Annotated in this window: 14 protein-coding genes; 3 read left to right on the plus strand and 11 right to left on the minus strand. The window is 71.0% G+C overall.

The features are described 5' to 3' along the window. The 4 genes from MET9862_RS24995 to rpsL all read right to left on the minus strand — a co-directional run. A partial coding sequence (locus tag MET9862_RS24995; protein ID WP_244612547.1) for a GTP-binding protein occupies window positions 1-98 on the minus strand: 98 nt, incomplete at its 3' end. A gap of 50 nt (window positions 99-148) precedes the next feature. Beyond that, window positions 149-2224, minus strand: coding sequence for an elongation factor G (gene fusA, locus MET9862_RS25000; protein WP_142585674.1), 2076 nt, complete (start codon window positions 2222-2224; stop codon window positions 149-151). Window positions 2225-2282: 58 nt separating this feature from the next. Next, window positions 2283-2753 (minus strand): 30S ribosomal protein S7, encoded by a 471-nt coding sequence (rpsG, locus tag MET9862_RS25005; protein ID WP_142585675.1) that lies wholly within the window; start codon window positions 2751-2753, stop codon window positions 2283-2285. A gap of 106 nt (window positions 2754-2859) precedes the next feature. Next, window positions 2860-3231: a 30S ribosomal protein S12 gene (gene rpsL, locus MET9862_RS25010; protein ID WP_066927123.1), complete on the minus strand. Its 372-nt coding sequence runs from the start codon at window positions 3229-3231 to the stop codon at window positions 2860-2862. Window positions 3232-3746: 515 nt separating this feature from the next. Here rpsL and MET9862_RS25015 point away from each other — a divergent pair. Then, entirely contained in the window at window positions 3747-4172 is a 426-nt protein-coding gene (locus MET9862_RS25015) for a hypothetical protein (RefSeq protein WP_142585676.1), read from the plus strand. A gap of 143 nt (window positions 4173-4315) precedes the next feature. Next, entirely contained in the window at window positions 4316-4642 is a 327-nt protein-coding gene (locus MET9862_RS25020; protein ID WP_142585677.1) for a hypothetical protein, read from the plus strand. A gap of 162 nt (window positions 4643-4804) precedes the next feature. On the opposite strand, the gene recA is transcribed toward MET9862_RS25020, so the two are convergent. Beyond that, complete coding sequence (gene recA, locus MET9862_RS25025) at window positions 4805-5896, minus strand: recombinase RecA (protein ID WP_142585678.1); 1092 nt, start codon at window positions 5894-5896, stop codon at window positions 4805-4807. Window positions 5897-6334: 438 nt separating this feature from the next. Here recA and MET9862_RS25030 point away from each other — a divergent pair, with 438 nt between their 5' ends. After that, window positions 6335-8470 (plus strand): TonB-dependent siderophore receptor, encoded by a 2136-nt coding sequence (locus tag MET9862_RS25030; RefSeq protein ID WP_438616655.1) that lies wholly within the window; start codon window positions 6335-6337, stop codon window positions 8468-8470. Window positions 8471-8494: 24 nt separating this feature from the next. Here MET9862_RS25030 and MET9862_RS25035 read toward each other — a convergent pair whose 3' ends face one another. The 6 genes from MET9862_RS25035 to MET9862_RS25060 all read right to left on the minus strand — a co-directional run. Next, the gene (locus MET9862_RS25035) at window positions 8495-9226 is read right to left on the minus strand and encodes a helix-turn-helix transcriptional regulator (protein WP_142585680.1); all 732 of its coding nucleotides are present in this window, start codon (window positions 9224-9226) and stop codon (window positions 8495-8497) included. 17 nt (window positions 9227-9243) lie between these two features. Next, a complete protein-coding gene (locus MET9862_RS25040; protein WP_142585681.1) occupies window positions 9244-9849 on the minus strand; it encodes a glutathione S-transferase family protein in 606 nt (201 codons plus the stop codon). A 104-nt stretch (window positions 9850-9953) separates the two neighbouring features. After that, window positions 9954-11831 (minus strand): response regulator, encoded by a 1878-nt coding sequence (locus tag MET9862_RS25045; RefSeq protein WP_142585682.1) that lies wholly within the window; start codon window positions 11829-11831, stop codon window positions 9954-9956. Next, window positions 11828-13543, minus strand: a complete 1716-nt coding sequence (locus MET9862_RS25050; RefSeq protein WP_142585683.1) for a response regulator — start codon at window positions 13541-13543, stop codon at window positions 11828-11830. The genes MET9862_RS25045 and MET9862_RS25050 overlap by 4 nt, the downstream gene beginning before the upstream one ends. Beyond that, the gene (cheB, locus tag MET9862_RS25055) at window positions 13540-14598 is read right to left on the minus strand and encodes a chemotaxis-specific protein-glutamate methyltransferase CheB (protein ID WP_142585685.1); all 1059 of its coding nucleotides are present in this window, start codon (window positions 14596-14598) and stop codon (window positions 13540-13542) included. The genes MET9862_RS25050 and cheB overlap by 4 nt, the downstream gene beginning before the upstream one ends. A 71-nt stretch (window positions 14599-14669) precedes the next feature. Next, window positions 14670-15327 (minus strand): response regulator (locus MET9862_RS25060; RefSeq protein WP_142585684.1); only part of this gene is annotated, 658 nt, incomplete at its 5' end.

Below are 15327 nucleotides of genomic sequence, written 5' to 3' on the forward strand. Positions count from 1 at the left end.
GTGATCGCCGCCGTCAGCGACGTCTTGCCGTGGTCAACGTGGCCAATCGTGCCAATGTTGCAGTGCGGCTTCGAACGCGAAAATTTTTCCTTGGCCATCAGAGCCTCCTAATCAGATGATTGTCGTCGAGGATGTTTCGCTGAACGCCTCAGGCGTACTTCGCGATGACCTTGTCGGCCTCGCCGCGCGGCACTTCCTCGTAATGGTCGAACTGCATGGTGAAGTTCGCCCGGCCCTGCGACATGGAGCGCAGGTTGTTCACGTAGCCGAACATGTTGGCGAGCGGCACCATCGCGTTGATGACGTTGGCGTTGCCACGCATGTCCTGGCCCTGGATCTGGCCGCGGCGGGAGTTCAGGTCGCCGATGACCGAGCCCGTGTACTCCTCGGGGGAGACGACCTCGACCTTCATGACCGGCTCGAGCAGCACCGAGCCGCCCTTCTGCAGCGCCTCGCGGAAGGCGGCGCGGGAGGCGATCTCGAAGGCCAGCGCCGAGGAGTCGACGTCGTGGTAGGCGCCGTCGATCAGCTCCACCTTCACGTCGACCACGGGGAAGCCCGCGAGCACGCCTGCCGTCAGGACCGAGTTGAGGCCCTTCTCGACGCCGGGGATGTACTCCTTCGGCACCGCGCCGCCGACGATCTTCGACTCGAAGGCGAAGCCGGCGCCCGGCTCGTTCGGCTCGACCACGAACTTCACGCGGGCGAACTGACCGGTGCCGCCGGTCTGCTTCTTGTGCGTGTAGTCGATCTCCTGGCGGCGGGTCAGCTTCTCGCGGTAGGCCACCTGCGGCTGGCCGATATTCGCGTCGACCTTGTAGGTGCGGCGCAGGATGTCGACCTTGATGTCGAGGTGGAGCTCGCCCATCCCCTTGAGGATGGTCTGGCCCGATTCCTGGTCCGTCGAGACGCGGAAGGAGGGATCCTCGGCGGCGAGCTTCGAGAGCGCGATGCCGAGCTTCTCCTGGTCGGCCTTCGACTTCGGCTCGACGGCGATCTCGATGACGGGCTCGGGGAATTCCATCTTCTCGAGGATCACGGCCTTCTGCGGGTCGCAGAGGGTGTCGCCCGTGCGGGTCTCCTTGAGGCCGGCCAGGGCGACGATGTCGCCGGCATAGGCCTCCTTGATGTCCTCACGGTTGTTGGCGTGCATGAGCAGCATGCGGCCGACGCGCTCGCGCTTGTCGCGCGAGGAGTTCAGCACGTTGGCGCCCGATTCGACCTTGCCCGAGTACACGCGGCAGAAGGTGATCGTGCCGACGTGGGGATCGTCCATGATCTTGAAGGCGAGCATGGAGAAGGGATCGGAATCGGCCGGGTGGCGGACGGTCTCTTCCTCGGTCTTGAAGTCGATGCCCTTGATCTCGCCGCGGTCGGCGGGGGAGGGCAGGTAGTCGACGACGGCGTCGAGGAGCGGCTGCACGCCCTTGTTCTTGAAGGCCGAGCCGCAGAGCACCGGGTGGAAGGCGCGCAGCTGCACGGCCTTGCGCACCAGGGCGCGCATCGCGGCCTCGTCCGGCTCGTTGCCGTCGAGGTAGGCGGCCATGGCATCGTCGTCGAGCTCGACGCAGGCCTCGACCAGCTTGGTGCGGTACTCGGCGGCCTGATCGGCCAGGTCGGCTGGGATCTCGGTCTCCGAGAAGTTGGCGCCGAGCGCCTCGCCCGACCAGACGATCGCCTTCATCTTGATGAGGTCGATGACGCCCTGGAAGCTCGACTCGGCGCCGATCGGCAGCTGCAGGCAGACGGGCTTGCCGGCGACGCGGTCGATGATGTCGGCGACGCACTTGAAGAAGTCGGCGCCGATCTTGTCCATCTTGTTGACGAACACGACGCGCGGGACGTCGTACTTGTCGGCCTGGCGCCACACGGTCTCGGTCTGGGGCTCGACGCCCTGGTTGCCGTCGAGCACGCAGACGGCGCCGTCGAGCACGCGCAGGCTCCGCTCCACCTCGATGGTGAAGTCGACGTGGCCGGGGGTGTCGATGATGTTCAGGCGCTTGTCGCGCCAGAAGCAGGTCGTCGCAGCCGAGGTGATCGTGATGCCACGCTCCTGCTCCTGCTCCATCCAGTCCATGGTGGCGGCGCCCTCATGGACCTCGCCGATCTTATGGGACTTGCCGGTGTAGTAGAGGATCCGCTCGGTCGTCGTGGTCTTGCCGGCATCGATGTGGGCCATGATGCCGAAGTTGCGGTAGTCCTCGATCGCGTGCGTGCGGGGCATCGGGGTCTCTCCGGAAGAGGGCGGGGGCGGCGCGCCGCGGTCGGCGCGCCCGCTAAAATTACCAGCGGTAGTGCGAGAAGGCGCGGTTGGCCTCGGCCATCCGGTGCGTGTCTTCGCGCTTCTTCACGGCGTTGCCGCGGTTGTTGGCGGCGTCGAGCAGCTCGGCCGACAGGCGCTCGACCATGGTGCGGTCGTTGCGGGCGCGGGCGGCCTGGATCAGCCAGCGGATGGCCAGGGCCTGGCGGCGCTCGGTGCGCACCTCGACGGGGACCTGGTAGGTCGCGCCGCCGACGCGGCGGGAGCGGACCTCGATCGCGGGGGCGACGTTGTCGAGGGCGGCGCGGAACACCTCGATCGGGTTGGCGCGGGCGCGGCTCTCGACGAGGTCGAAGGCGCCGTAGACGATCCGCTCGGCGGTCGACTTCTTGCCCTCGTACATGATCGAGTTCATGAACTTCGTGAGGACCACGTCACCGTACTTCGGGTCCGGGATGATCTCACGCTTCTCGGCAGAGTGACGACGGGACATCGGGCGCGACTTTCGAAAAGTATGGTCTTAAGCACCTCGCGCAGGCCGCCTTGAGCCGAAGCCGGCGACATCCTTGCGAGGCCGTGGAAATGGCCGTCCGAGGAAATTACTTCGGACGCTTGGCGCCGTACTTCGAGCGGCGCTGCTTGCGGTTCTTGACGCCCTGCGTGTCGAGCACGCCGCGCAGGATGTGGTAGCGCACGCCCGGAAGGTCCTTCACGCGGCCGCCGCGGATCATCACCACGGAGTGCTCCTGAAGGTTGTGGCCCTCGCCCGGGATGTAGCCGATGACCTCGAAGCCGTTGGTCAGGCGGACCTTGGCCACCTTCCGGAGCGCCGAGTTCGGCTTCTTCGGGGTCGTCGTGTAGACGCGGGTGCAGACGCCGCGCTTCTGCGGGCAGGCGTTGAGCGCCGGCACCTTGTTGCGGCTCCGCTGAATCTTGCGCGGCTGAGCGATCAGCTGGTTGATCGTCGGCATCCTCTGCCCTCTTCCTCCGGATCGCGCCGGCAATGCCGCGATCCTGTCCACGTCGTGAGCGTCCCTCTCGGGCCGCGGGCTGCGCCGCCCTCTCGGACGGATCGCAAAACGAATATGCGCCAAGGGTCCGGTCAGGACCCGAGGCGCGCTCTCGGCAGAGGAGCACACCGTTGACGGGGCGCTCGTGCCTGCAGATCTGACAAGACGTCAGGCGATGTGAGCCTTCGGTATCGTGCGGGCGCGGCAGCGATCGCGATTCACGCCCGCGGCGGCCTCGGGGCCGACCGAAGTGGCGCGCTTCTAGACGCCCCGGACGGCCGCGTCAATGCGCGACGGCCACAAATCTCGGGCCGAGAGGCCGTTAACGCGCGGTTTCCGCGCGGGGCGGACCAGGGCGGGACGCAACCGCCCGGTAACGCTCACGAATGCTTAAAGCGGTTGGCTGGATTGTCGAGATCGCACGGCCCCTCCGGGCGGCCGCGCCGTTCGGTTTCGCGTGAGTTCAGGTGATGCGTATGGGTAGCCTCTCGACGGGGTCCGACAACGTGGTGCCGTTCCGGCGGCCCGAGGCGACGCGCGAGGGGGCGATCGCCCAGGCGCTCGGCCGGGGCTTCGGGGAGGAGGGGGTCCGGGAGGGCCAGATCCGGCGCCGGGGCGAGCAGCGCAGCCTGATGGACGCCGTCTATGCCAGCGGCAGCCTCGCCGTGGCGGCGGGCGACCGCGAGACCAAGCTCACCGCCTCGCGCCTGCAGGTCTACGGCTTCCTGACCGTCGAGGAGATGGACGAGGCGGGCGGCTACCGGCGGCTGCGCCCCTCCGAATCGGTGCGCGCCCGCCTCGACCGGCCCTGGCGGCTCTCGAAGCCGGCGCTCGGCGGCATCGCCGTCTCGATCCCGGCCGTCGACGACTTCCTGTTCGAGCCCTCCGGCCAGCGCGCCTGAGCCGGCTCCGGATCCGGACGCTCGGTCAACGATTCGGGATGCCCGAGCAGGATCGCCCGCGGACCTCTCTCCTAGAAGGAACTGCCGCGGGGCCTGCGTCCTCCGGCCAGATCCGCGCCCGAACGGCGCATCCGGGGGATACCATGTTCGCTCGCACCATCGCCGCGGCCTGCGCCGCAGCTCTCCTGCTCGCCGGCACCGCCCAGGCGGCCAACCGCCACGTCGACATCGTCAACCGGACCGGCATGACGATCAGGCACTTCTACGCCTCCTCGACCGGCACCGACGACTGGGAGGAGGACATCCTCGGCCGCGACGTGATCGAGGACAGCGAGACCTTCGACATCAACATCGACGACGGCACGGGCGCCTGCCGCTTCGACTTCAAGGCCGTGTTCGACAACGGCAAGGCGCTGGTGCGCAAGAACGTCAACGTCTGCGAGATCGGCACCTTCACCTACCGGCCCTGAGCCGGCCGTGACCCGACCCTGAGTCGGATCGCGGCGGCCGCCCCGGGCCGGGGCCGGCGACGGGAACGCGCGCCGGACAGGGCTGTCCGGCGCGCGTTTCGGTCTTCGATCCTTGCCGGAGCGCGGCCCCGAAGGGACTGGCCCCTCCGGGAGGCGTGCGCCTCAGGCCTCGCCCTCGTCGAGATCCTCGGCGCTCGGCGTCGCATTCTCCAGGATACGGTCGGCCAGGAGGCCGGCATTCTGGCGGATCGCCATCTCGATCTTGCCGGCGATCTCGGGATTGTCGCGCAGGAAGCCCTTGGAGTTCTCGCGGCCCTGGCCGAGGCGCTGGCTGTTGTGGGAGAACCAAGCGCCCGACTTCTCGACGATGCCGGCCTTCACGCCGAGGTCGATCAGCTCGCCGACCTTCGAGATGCCCTCGCCGAACATGATGTCGAACTCGACCTGCTTGAAGGGCGGCGCGACCTTGTTCTTGACGACCTTGACGCGGACCTGGTTGCCGATCGCCTCGTCGCGGTCCTTCAGGGTCGAGACGCGGCGGATGTCGAGGCGCACCGAGGCGTAGAACTTCAGCGCGTTGCCGCCCGTGGTGGTCTCCGGGCTTCCGTACATCACGCCGATCTTCATCCGGATCTGGTTGATGAAGATCACCATGCATTTCGAGCGCGAGATCGAGCCGGTGAGCTTGCGCAGAGCCTGACTCATCAGGCGGGCCTGGAGGCCGGGCTGCGACTCGCCCATCTCGCCCTCGATCTCGGCGCGCGGGGTCAGCGCGGCCACCGAATCGACCACCAGCACGTCGATGGCGCCCGAGCGCACCAGCGTGTCGGTGATCTCCAGCGCCTGCTCGCCGGTATCGGGCTGCGAGATCAGGAGGTCGTCGAGGTTGACGCCGAGCTTGCGCGCATAGACCGGGTCGAGGGCGTGCTCGGCGTCCACGAAGGCGCAGACGCCGCCCTTCTTCTGGGCCTCGGCGATGGTGTGGAGGGCGAGCGTCGTCTTGCCCGAGGATTCCGGCCCGTAGACCTCGATGACGCGGCCGCGCGGCAGGCCGCCGACGCCGAGCGCGATGTCGAGACCGAGCGAACCCGTCGAGATCGTCTCGACCTCGGTCACCTGGTCGGCCTTGCCGAGCCGCATGATCGAGCCCTTGCCGAAGGCGCGCTCGATCTGGGACAGGGCGGCGTCGATCGCCTTCGACTTGTCCTTGTCCATGCTGGGCGTATCCACCACTTTCAGTGCGGGCTGGGCCATCTCGGCGGCATCCTTATGCGGGGGTTGGGCGCCGTTCGCAATCGCGCCCCGGGCCTGTCTCCATGTACATGTTTTGTTCTCGTTCCGCAAGCGCGAAGCGGGCATGCGCCCCCGCAGTTCGGATTGCTGCCGCACGGATGCAGGACCGGACGACGCAGGGGCAACCGCCTGCGGCGATACCCGCTCAACGTTTATCGGGCGCAATCGATCCCGCGCAAATTGTAAATCTTGCGGAACTCTTGGCCGATAGATTGTAATTATTCGAAGTCGATCATGTTGAATTCGTGATACGCCGACCTGTAAACGGCACATGAACCCCTTCTATTCCCGCCATCGCGCTTGATCCTGCCGCTCTTCCTGCTCAACGCAGATCCACCGGGCCGCGCGCTCGCGGCCGAGCGGAGCACGGGGACGATGACGGGACGAGACGGGGTTGCGATGCGGCGCGGGCGCTCCCGCCGGGCGCGGGCGGCCCTCCTGAGCGGCCTCGTGCCGCTCTGCGCCGCCGGTGCGGCCGCGCAGCCCGCCGGCGTCCCGGCGGAGGTCGCGCTGTCCGAACTCTCGGTGGCGGGCACGGGCGAGCGGGCGACGGGTCCGGTCGTGGGCTACCGCGCCACGCGCTCGGCCACGGCCACCCGCACCGACACGGCTCTGCGCGACACGCCGCAATCCGTCCAGGTGGTGCCGCGCGAGGTGCTGGAGGACCGGCAGGACCTCCGGCTCGCCGACGCGATCACCAATGTCAGCAACGTCCAGTCGGGCGGGACCATCCAGGGCCGCTCGGATACCTTCGTGATCCGCGGCTTCCGCACCCAGACCTACGCCATCGACGGCGTGCTGATGAGCCCGGCCAACACCTTCAACGTCACCCAGCGCGACCTCGCCGACGTGGAGCGCATCGAGGTGCTGAAGGGCCCGGCCTCAGTCCTCTACGGGCGCGGCGATCCGGGCGGCCTCATCAACATCGTCACCCGGCGCCCGACGCTGGAACCGTCCGGCGACCTCACCGTGCAGGGCGGCAGCTACGGCTTCGCCCGGCTCCAGGGCACGGTCTCGGGCGCGCTTCCGGGCGCCGAGGGCTTCGCCGGCCGGGTCAGCTTCGCCTCGCAGGACGACCCGACCTTCCGCAACTACGGCGGCGATCGCTCGAACACGCGCAACTTCGTGGCGCCGGCCTTCAGCTGGACGCCGTCCGCCGACACCCGGGTCGAGTTCCTGGCCGAGATGACGCGCCAGGATTCGCAGTACGATGACGGCCTCGTCGCCCGCAACGGCCGGGTGCCGCTCGACGACATCCGCCGCTACTACGGCACGAACAATTCCCGCTACTCGGGCGAATCGAACTTCGTCACGCTTCGGGCCGAGCACGACCTCAGCCCGGAGGTGACGCTGCGCCAGATCGTCAACGTCCAGGCGGGCGGGTTCGGCGTCTTCGCGGTGCGCCCGTCCGGCCTCAACGCGGCGGGGACCCTGGTCACCCGCCGCGGCTCGGCGGTGGACACCACCTACGCGGCCATCGACACGCAGACAGAGATGGTCGCCAAGTTCGACCTCCTCGGGCTCCGCAACACGCTGCTCGCCGGGTTCGAATACATCGACGGCTTCCGCAAGTCCTATTCGCAGCAATCGACCTTCACGTCCGCGAGCTTCCTCGATCCCTCGCCGCGGGGCACCTATGGGGCCTTCACCTTCCAGAACCTGATCCAGCAGCGAACCGACCTCTACGGGCTCTACCTGCAGGACCAGATCGACCTCGGCGCCGGCTTCCAGCTCCTCGTCGGAGCGCGGGCGGATTTCGGCAGCCAGTTCTACTTCAGCCGCACCACCGCGGCGCAGAGGCCGCCGGCCGAGCAGGAGCTGTTCGGCTTCTCGCCGCGGGTCGGCCTCGTCTACCGGCCGGTCGAGCCGCTGACGCTCTATGCGAGCTACACGACCTCGTTCAAGCCGCAGACCGACGCCGTGCTCAACGTCTCGAACCCGCCGCCCGAGACGGGCGAGCAATACGAGGTCGGCGCGCGCTACGACCTGATCCCCTCCGCGCTGACCCTGAGCGCGGCCGCCTTCAGCATCACCCGCCAGAACGTCTCCGCGAACGATCCGGTCAATACCGGCTACTCGGTGATCACCGGCGCGCAGCGCTCGGAGGGCGTCGAGGTCGACATCGCGGGCGAGATCCTGCCCGGCTGGAAGATCATCGGCGGCCTCGGCTATCTCGATGCCAAGATCACCAAGGACACCACCTTCGCGGTGGGCAACCGGCTGGTCGGCGTGCCGGAATTCAGCGGCAGCGTCTGGTCGACCTATCAGGTCCAGAGCGGCGCGCTGCGCGGTCTCGGCTTCGGCTTCGGCGCGACCTATGTCGGCAGCCGCTTCGGCGATCTCAACAACAGCTACAGGGTCGGCGCCTATACCCGCCTCGACGCGGCGATCTTCTACGATTTCGACCGCTTCCGTTTCGCCGTCAACGCGCGCAACCTCACCGATGCGCGCTACATCGAGCAGCCGTTCAACGCCACCAGCAACCTGCCGGGCGCGCCCTTCACGGTGCTCGCGACGATCACCGCGCGGATGTGAGGCGGCGCCCGGCCGGACGGGCGCTCAAGCCCCGCCGCCGCCATCGGGCAGCGGGGCGTTCGGCCGCTGCCGGCGCTCCGCCATCAGCGCCAGCCAGCGGCGGCGGAGCGTGGCCCGGCGCTCGGGGTATCGCGCGTCGAGAAAGGCGACCGCCTGCAGGCGGTCGGTGCGGAACATGCGGAAATCCCCGCGCAGCTCGCACCAAGCCATGAGCATCCGCACCGAATCGCGGTAGCCGACGAGGAAGGGCCAGACGGTCCGCTCGCTCGGCCGGCCCGCCTCGTCCACGTAGCGGATCGCGAGCTTGCGGCCCTGCTGGCTCCAGGCGCGCAGGCGGGCGACATCGATCCCGGCATCGCCGCGCGCCCCCCAGGCCGGCGGCGTGATCACGGCGGGATCGTCGATCACGCCGCGCAGACCCTCCGGCACTACGGCCGCGACCTTGGCGAGGACGTCCGCCGCGGCCCGGGCGAGGGCGGGATCGGCATGGGCCGCGACCCATTGCGCGCCGAGCACCACCGCCTCGATCTCGTCGGCGGTGAGCATCAGCGGCGGCAGGTCGAAGCCCGGTTCGAGCACGTAGCCGAGGCCCGCCTCGCCGCGGATCGGCACGCGCTGGGCCACCAGCGCGGCGATGTCGCGGTAGATCGTCCGCCGGCCGGTCTCCAGCTCCGCCGCGATCGCGTCCGCGGTGATCGGCCCGCGGGCGCGCCGGAGGACCTGGATGATCTCGAACAGGCGGTCGGCGCGGCGCATGGCGTCGGGCGCGGGCCTCAGGCGGCGGCCTGAGCGGCCGGCGCATCCTTGGCCATCGCGCGGGCGAAGGCCGGCCGGTCCGTGGCCCGTGCGAGATAGGCGTCGATCGCCGCGCTGTCGGGGAGCTGGGCGCGGGCGAAGCGGAGCAGGGGGGCGATCATCACGTCGGCGACCGTGAAGCGCGCGCCCATCAGGTAGGGCCCGCGCGCCAGCGCCTCGGTCAGCCGCCGCACGGCCGCGTCGTAGCCGGCCTGCGCCCGCGGATCGGCCCCGCCCCCCATCATGCGCTGCATCACCGCGGCGCCGAGCTCGTTGTCGGCCCAGCACAGCCAGGTGAGGCAGGCGCCGCGCTCGGGCGAGGCGGCGGCCGGGAGCAGCCCGGCGGCGGGAGCGAGATCGCAGAGATGGATCGCGACCGCCGTGCTCTCGCTGACGATCGTGCCGTCATGGTCGAGCGCGGGCACCTTCTTGTCCGGATGCCGGTTCTCCGGGTCGGGTCCGTCGCCGCTGCCGTCGCCGTAGCGGATGCCGACATAGCGGACCGCGTAGGCGGCGCCGAGTTCCTCGAGCAGCCAGAGGATCCGGGTCGAGCGGGAGCGGGGGGCGTGAAACAGCGTCAGCATCGGTGATCCTCCATGCGGCGCGGCGGCCGCGGAGAGGGTCTACCGCCACGCTGCTGCCAGCATGATGTCAGCAGCGTGGCGGGAGCGGATCGCGGCTGCGCCGATCAGGCCTCCAGCAGCGCCGAGACCTGGCGCGCCAGTTCCGCCGACTGGAAGGGCTTGGCGAGGACCGGGAGATCCTCCGGGATCTCGATGGCGTCGGCGTGGCCGGTGAGGATGAGGACGGGGAGGTCGGGCCGCATCGCGCGCACCGAGGCGGCGAGGTCGACGCCGCTCATGCCCGGCATGGCGAGGTCGGCCACCACGAGGTCGAAGCGCTCGCCTTCGAGCAGGGCGAGCGCCGCGGCGCCGCTCTCGGCCTCCGTCTCGCTGTAGCCGAAATCGGCGAGGAACGAGGCGGTGACGTGCCGGACCTCCGGGTCGTCGTCGACCACCAGCACGCGGGCCGGCCGGGCAGCCACGGGCACCTCCGCCTCGGCCGCATCGGCCGTCTCCGCGGCGCCCTCGGCACAGGGCAGGGCGAGCTCCACCCGGGTGCCGCGCCCCACCTCACTGTCGATGTGGAAGCGCCCCTTCGATTGCTGGGCGAGGCCGAACACCATGGCGAGGCCGAGCCCGGTGCCCTGGCCGACGGCCTTGGTGGTGAAGAAGGGCTCGCAGACCCGCTTGAGGATCTCGGGCGGGATGCCGCTGCCGGTATCCGTCACGCTCACGCGCAGATAGGTGCCGGGGGCGAGGTCGGGATCGTCGGCGATCCGGGTCTCCGCCGTCGCGACGGTGATCTGCCCGCCCTCCGGCATGGCGTCGCGGGCGTTGATGCAGAGGTTGAGCACCGCCAGTTCGAGCTGGTCGGGATCGACCAGCGCCGCCGGCAGGTTCGGGGCGAGGTCCGTGCGCACGCTGACGAGGCCGCCGAGGCTGCGCCCGAACAGGTCGCGCATGCCCTCTATCAGCGCGTTCACGTCGGTGGCGCGGGCGTGCAGGTCGTGGGTGCGGCTGAAGCTCAGGAGGCGCTTGGTCAGCGAGGCGCCGCGCTCGGCCGCGCCGCGCGCGTTCTCGATCAGGCGCTCCAGGCGCGGCTGCCCCGCGACCCGCGGAACGGCGAGTTCCAGACTGCCGAGGATCGCGGTGAGCAGGTTGTTGAAGTCGTGGGCGATGCCCCCCGCCAGCGTGCCGAGCGCCTGCATCTTGTCGGACTGGCGCAGCCGGGCCTCCAGGCTCTTCTGCTCGGTGACGTCGCGCTCGATCGTGGCGAGATGGGCGACCGCGCCGCTCGGGCCGCGGATCGGCACGCGCACGACGTGGCTCCAGCGCTCGGCCCCGATGGGTCCGTCCGAGACAAGGCTCTCCGAGACCGCGCCGGTGCGGATCGCCGCCTTGTCGGCCGCGACGCTGTCGGCGCGGGCGGCGGGAAACTCCGATTCGCGCCGGCCGAGGCAGGCGGCGACGTCGCTGCCGAGCAGGGCGGCCTTGCGGGCGTTGAGGCGCACGAAGCGCCCCTCGCCGTCCTTGAAGGCGATGGCCTCTCCGGCATGGTCGAGGAGGCCGCGCAGGAGCGCGCGCTCGGTGGCGAGGTCGCGGCCGAGGCGGTGGCGCTCGTAGGCGTTGCGCACCGTGCCGCGCAGGAGGTCCGCGTCCCAGGGCTTGGTGACGTAGCCGATGATGCCGCCGCGGTTGAGCGCGGCGATCACCGCCGTGATGTCGGCGTAGCCCGTGAGCAGGATGGCCTGGGCGTCGTGGAAGGCGCGCGCCTGCGCCAGCATCGCGTCGCCGGTCATCTCGGGCATGCGCTGGTCGGAGAGCACGACGGCGATGTCCGGCTCGGCGCGCAGGATCTCCAGCGCCTCGGCCGGCCGGGTCGCCGTGAGGATCCGGTAGCCGTCCTCGAACAGATCCTCGAGGGCGATGAGGATGTCCGGCTCGTCGTCCACGGCCAGGATCGTGGCGCGGTCCCGGCTCCCGTTTGAGACGTCCTGCGTCATGCGCTCACCGCCTGGCGCGGAATCCCGATCACGAAGCAGGCTCCTCCACCCGGCGCCGCCTCCACATTGAGCACGCCGCTATGAGCCTGAACGACGCTATATGCAATCGCAAGTCCGAGGCCGGTTCCGGACCCCACCGGCTTGGTCGTGAAGAAGGGCTCGAAGATCTTCTCGCGCAGATCCTCGGGAATGCCGGGGCCGGTGTCGCTGATGCGGATCTCGTCGGTCTCCGCGGTGGAGCGCGTGCCGATCCGGATGGTGCCGCCCTCCGGCATGGCGTCGGCGGCGTTGGCGAGGATGTTCATCACCACTTGGTTGAGGAGCGCCGGGGTGCAGCGGATCTCCGACCTGCCGCCGAAGTCGCGCTCGACGGCGATGCGCGCGCCGAGCTTGTGCTGGAGCAGCGCCAGCACGGTCTCGATCGCCTCGGGCACGTTCACCAGGGCGCGCTCGCCCTCGTCGAGACGGGAGAACTTGCGCAGGTTGAGGACGAGGTCCTGAATCCGGGTAAGGCCCATCCGCATGGTGCCGACGCGGTCGCGCGCCTTGGCGAGCGCCCGGGCGGATGTCTCCTCGGGCTGGGGCGGCATCTCGCCGAGCAGGCGCTCGACGGTGCCCTGATGGGCCAGGATGAAGGCCAGCGGGTTGTTGATCTCGTGGGCGATGCCGGCGACGAGCTCGCCGAGCGAGGCCATCTTGGCGGCCTGGACCAGCTTGGCCTGCGCCTCGGTCAGGCGGCGGTTGGCGGTGGCGAGGTCGGCATTGGCCTGTTCCAGGGCGTCGGCGAGCCGGGCACGGGCGGCCGCCGCCTCGGCCTCGGCGCGGGCCCGCTCCACCGCCCGCTCGTGCGCGCCGAAGGCGCCGGCGATGCGCCGGTCGTCCTCCTCCAGCAGGCGGCGGCGGACGAGGCCGCGCACGCGCAGCGCCAGCACCTCGGCATCGGATTTCGCGACCACGTCGTCGGCGCCGGCCGCGTAGGCGCGCACCAGGAAGTCCTTGCCCGGGGCAGAGCCGGAGATGCCGACCAGATGGAATCCGGCCCCGCCCGCCCCGGCGCCGCGGCGCTCGTCCACCGCCCGGCACAGGGCGAGCCCGTCATAGGCCGGGCTCAGGAGGTCGAGGGTGACGCAGTCGAAGGGCTCGGGGCCGGCATCGAGGGCGGCGAGCGCCGCCTCGGCCCCGTCCGCCACGGCGACCGCGTGGCCCTCCTGGCCGAGCAGGCCGGCGAGGAAGGTGCGGTAGGTGGCGCTGCCGTCGATGACGAGGACGCGCCCGCGCCGGAAGCCCGCGGCGCCCGGCGCCTCGGAGACGGGGGGCGCGGCCTTGCGCTCGCGCAGGAGGGCGCGGATGCGCAGCACGAGGAGGTCGCGGTCGTCGGACTTGGCGACGTAGGCGTCGGCCCCGCTCTCCAGGCCCTGGCGCTCGCCGTCGCGGGCGCCGGTGAGCATCAGCACGGGCAGCGCCCGCGTGCGCAGGGACAGGCGCAGCTGCCGGGTCAGCTCGTCGCCGTTCATGCCGGGCAGGTGGTAATCGGCCACGACGAGGTCGGGCAGGCTGCCGTTGAGGCGGTCCAGGGCGGCCTCGGCCGTGGGGGAGCGCTCGACGGAGAAGCCGTTCGCCTCGAGGAGGAGGCGCAGCTCCAGCGCCTGCGTCTCGGAATCCTCGACGAGGAGGATGCGCGCCGGATCGTCGGGCCCCGCCGCCTCGCTCACGGCACCGCTCCCGCAGGCCGTCCCGGCTCGGCGAGGCGGAGGATCTCGGGCCCGACCCGGTCGAGGGGGAGGACGAAGCGGGCCGCGCCGAGGCGCACGGCGGCGGCGGGCATGCCGTAGACCACGGCACTGCTCTCGTGCTCGGCGACCGTCGCGGCGCCGGCCCGCTGCATGTCGAGGAGGCCCAGCGCCCCGTCCTCGCCCATCCCGGTGAGCAGCACGCCGATGCCGGCGGCGCCGCACTGGCGGGCGATGGAGCGGAACAGCACCGTCGCGGCCGGGCGCTGGCCCGAGACCGGCGCGCTGTCGAGGACGCGGAGCGTGCGGGCGGCGCCGAGTTCGAGATGACGGTCGCCCGGCGCCACGTAGACGCGGCCGGCCTCGGCCCGCTCGCCCTCCCGGGCGACCGAGACGGGCAGGGGCACCACGCTGTCGAGCCAGGCGGCGAATCCGTCCATGAAGGCCGCGCCCATGTGCTGGACCACGAGGACGGGCAGGGGGAAGTCGGCGGGCAGCGCGCCGAGCACCCGGGCGAGCGCCGGCGGGCCACCGGTGGAGGCGGCGAGGCCGAGCACCGTCGGCGCCGTGCCCGGGAGCGGTCCGGCGGCAGCGGGGGCCGCGCCCTTGCGGGAGGCCCATTCGGCGCCGATCGGCCGGCGGCGGATCACAGGCACCTGGGCCATGATGCGCAGCTGCGTGCAGATCTCGTCGGCCACCGCCTCGTAGCCGGCATTCGTCGTGGCGACGGGCTTCTCCACCACCGAGAGGGCCCCGGCCCGCAGCGCGTTCATGGAGATGCGCAGCGAGGCGTCCTCCACCGCGTCCGCCACCACGACGATCGGCGTCGGGCGCTCGGCCATGATGCGGCGGGTGGTCTCCAGCCCGTCGATGCCGGGCAGGCGGATATCCATCGAGATCACGTCGGGGCGGACCACCCCGATCAGGCCGAGCGCCTCCTCGCCGGAGCCCGCGGCGGCGACGATCCGCAGGCGCGCGTCGCGGGAGACGATGTGGCGCAGGAGCTCCCGCACCACGAGGCTGTCCTCCACCAGCATCACGCGCACCGGGCCGCCGGCCGTGCCGTCCGCCCCGCCGCCCGTCGCCCCGCCGCGTGCCGCGTCCTCGCTCACAGGAGCCGTCCGATCGTCTCGAGCAGCGCGCGCTGGTCGAAGGTCTGCTTGGTCAGATAGGCGTCGGCGCCGAGTTCGAGGCCGCGGGCCACGTCCTCGGCGGCGCCCCGCGAGGTCATCAGGACGGTCGGCAGGCGGCGGAAGCGCGCGTCGGCGCGCAGGGCCTCCAGCAGGCCGAACCCGTCGAGGCGCGGCATCTCCACGTCGGCCAGGACGAGGTCGACGGGCTCGATCTCGGCGCGCAGGCGGTCGAGGGCGTCCTGGCCGTCCACGCAGACGACCACGCGGTAGCCGGCCGCTTCCAAGATCCCCTTCTCCAGCGTGCGGGTTGTGATGGAATCGTCCACGACGAGAATCGTCGCGCGAACCATCGAACGTCGCGCATCCGCCATCGTTCCGCCCGGCGGTTCCGCCGCGTCCGCGGCGGCCATGCGCACCCCCTCGGCCCGGGCGACGAGGCCCTCGGGATCGAGGACGAGGACGGGCCGGTCGCCCGGGAGGAGGGCGGTGCCGGCGACGAGGTCCGGATCGGCGCCGAAGGCCGGCATCGGCAGGACGAGGCGCGCGGCCCGGTCGAGCACGGCCGTCTGCTCCGCGATGCGGGTCTCCAGGCTGCCGGGACGCAGGCGCCATTTCGCGTCCGGATTGCGCCGC

Origin of the sequence: Methylobacterium symbioticum, assembly GCF_902141845.1 — a bacterium.
Classification (GTDB): domain Bacteria; phylum Pseudomonadota; class Alphaproteobacteria; order Rhizobiales; family Beijerinckiaceae; genus Methylobacterium; species Methylobacterium symbioticum.

Bases quoted from the DNA above. Each gene is read 5' to 3' on its own strand.
- fusA (WP_142585674.1), bottom strand. From the start codon at position 2,224: ATGCCCCGCACGCACGCGATCGAGGACTACCGCAACTTCGGCATCATG.
- rpsG (WP_142585675.1), bottom strand. From the start codon at position 2,753: ATGTCCCGTCGTCACTCTGCCGAGAAGCGTGAGATCATCCCGGACCCG.
- rpsL (WP_066927123.1), bottom strand. From the start codon at position 3,231: ATGCCGACGATCAACCAGCTGATCGCTCAGCCGCGCAAGATTCAGCGG.
- MET9862_RS25015 (WP_142585676.1), top strand. From the start codon at position 3,747: ATGGGTAGCCTCTCGACGGGGTCCGACAACGTGGTGCCGTTCCGGCGG.
- MET9862_RS25020 (WP_142585677.1), top strand. From the start codon at position 4,316: ATGTTCGCTCGCACCATCGCCGCGGCCTGCGCCGCAGCTCTCCTGCTC.
- recA (WP_142585678.1), bottom strand. From the start codon at position 5,896: ATGGCCCAGCCCGCACTGAAAGTGGTGGATACGCCCAGCATGGACAAG.
- MET9862_RS25030 (WP_438616655.1), top strand. From the start codon at position 6,335: ATGCGGCGCGGGCGCTCCCGCCGGGCGCGGGCGGCCCTCCTGAGCGGC.
- MET9862_RS25035 (WP_142585680.1), bottom strand. From the start codon at position 9,226: ATGCGCCGCGCCGACCGCCTGTTCGAGATCATCCAGGTCCTCCGGCGC.
- MET9862_RS25040 (WP_142585681.1), bottom strand. From the start codon at position 9,849: ATGCTGACGCTGTTTCACGCCCCCCGCTCCCGCTCGACCCGGATCCTC.
- MET9862_RS25045 (WP_142585682.1), bottom strand. From the start codon at position 11,831: ATGACGCAGGACGTCTCAAACGGGAGCCGGGACCGCGCCACGATCCTG.
- cheB (WP_142585685.1), bottom strand. From the start codon at position 14,598: ATGCTGGTGGAGGACAGCCTCGTGGTGCGGGAGCTCCTGCGCCACATC.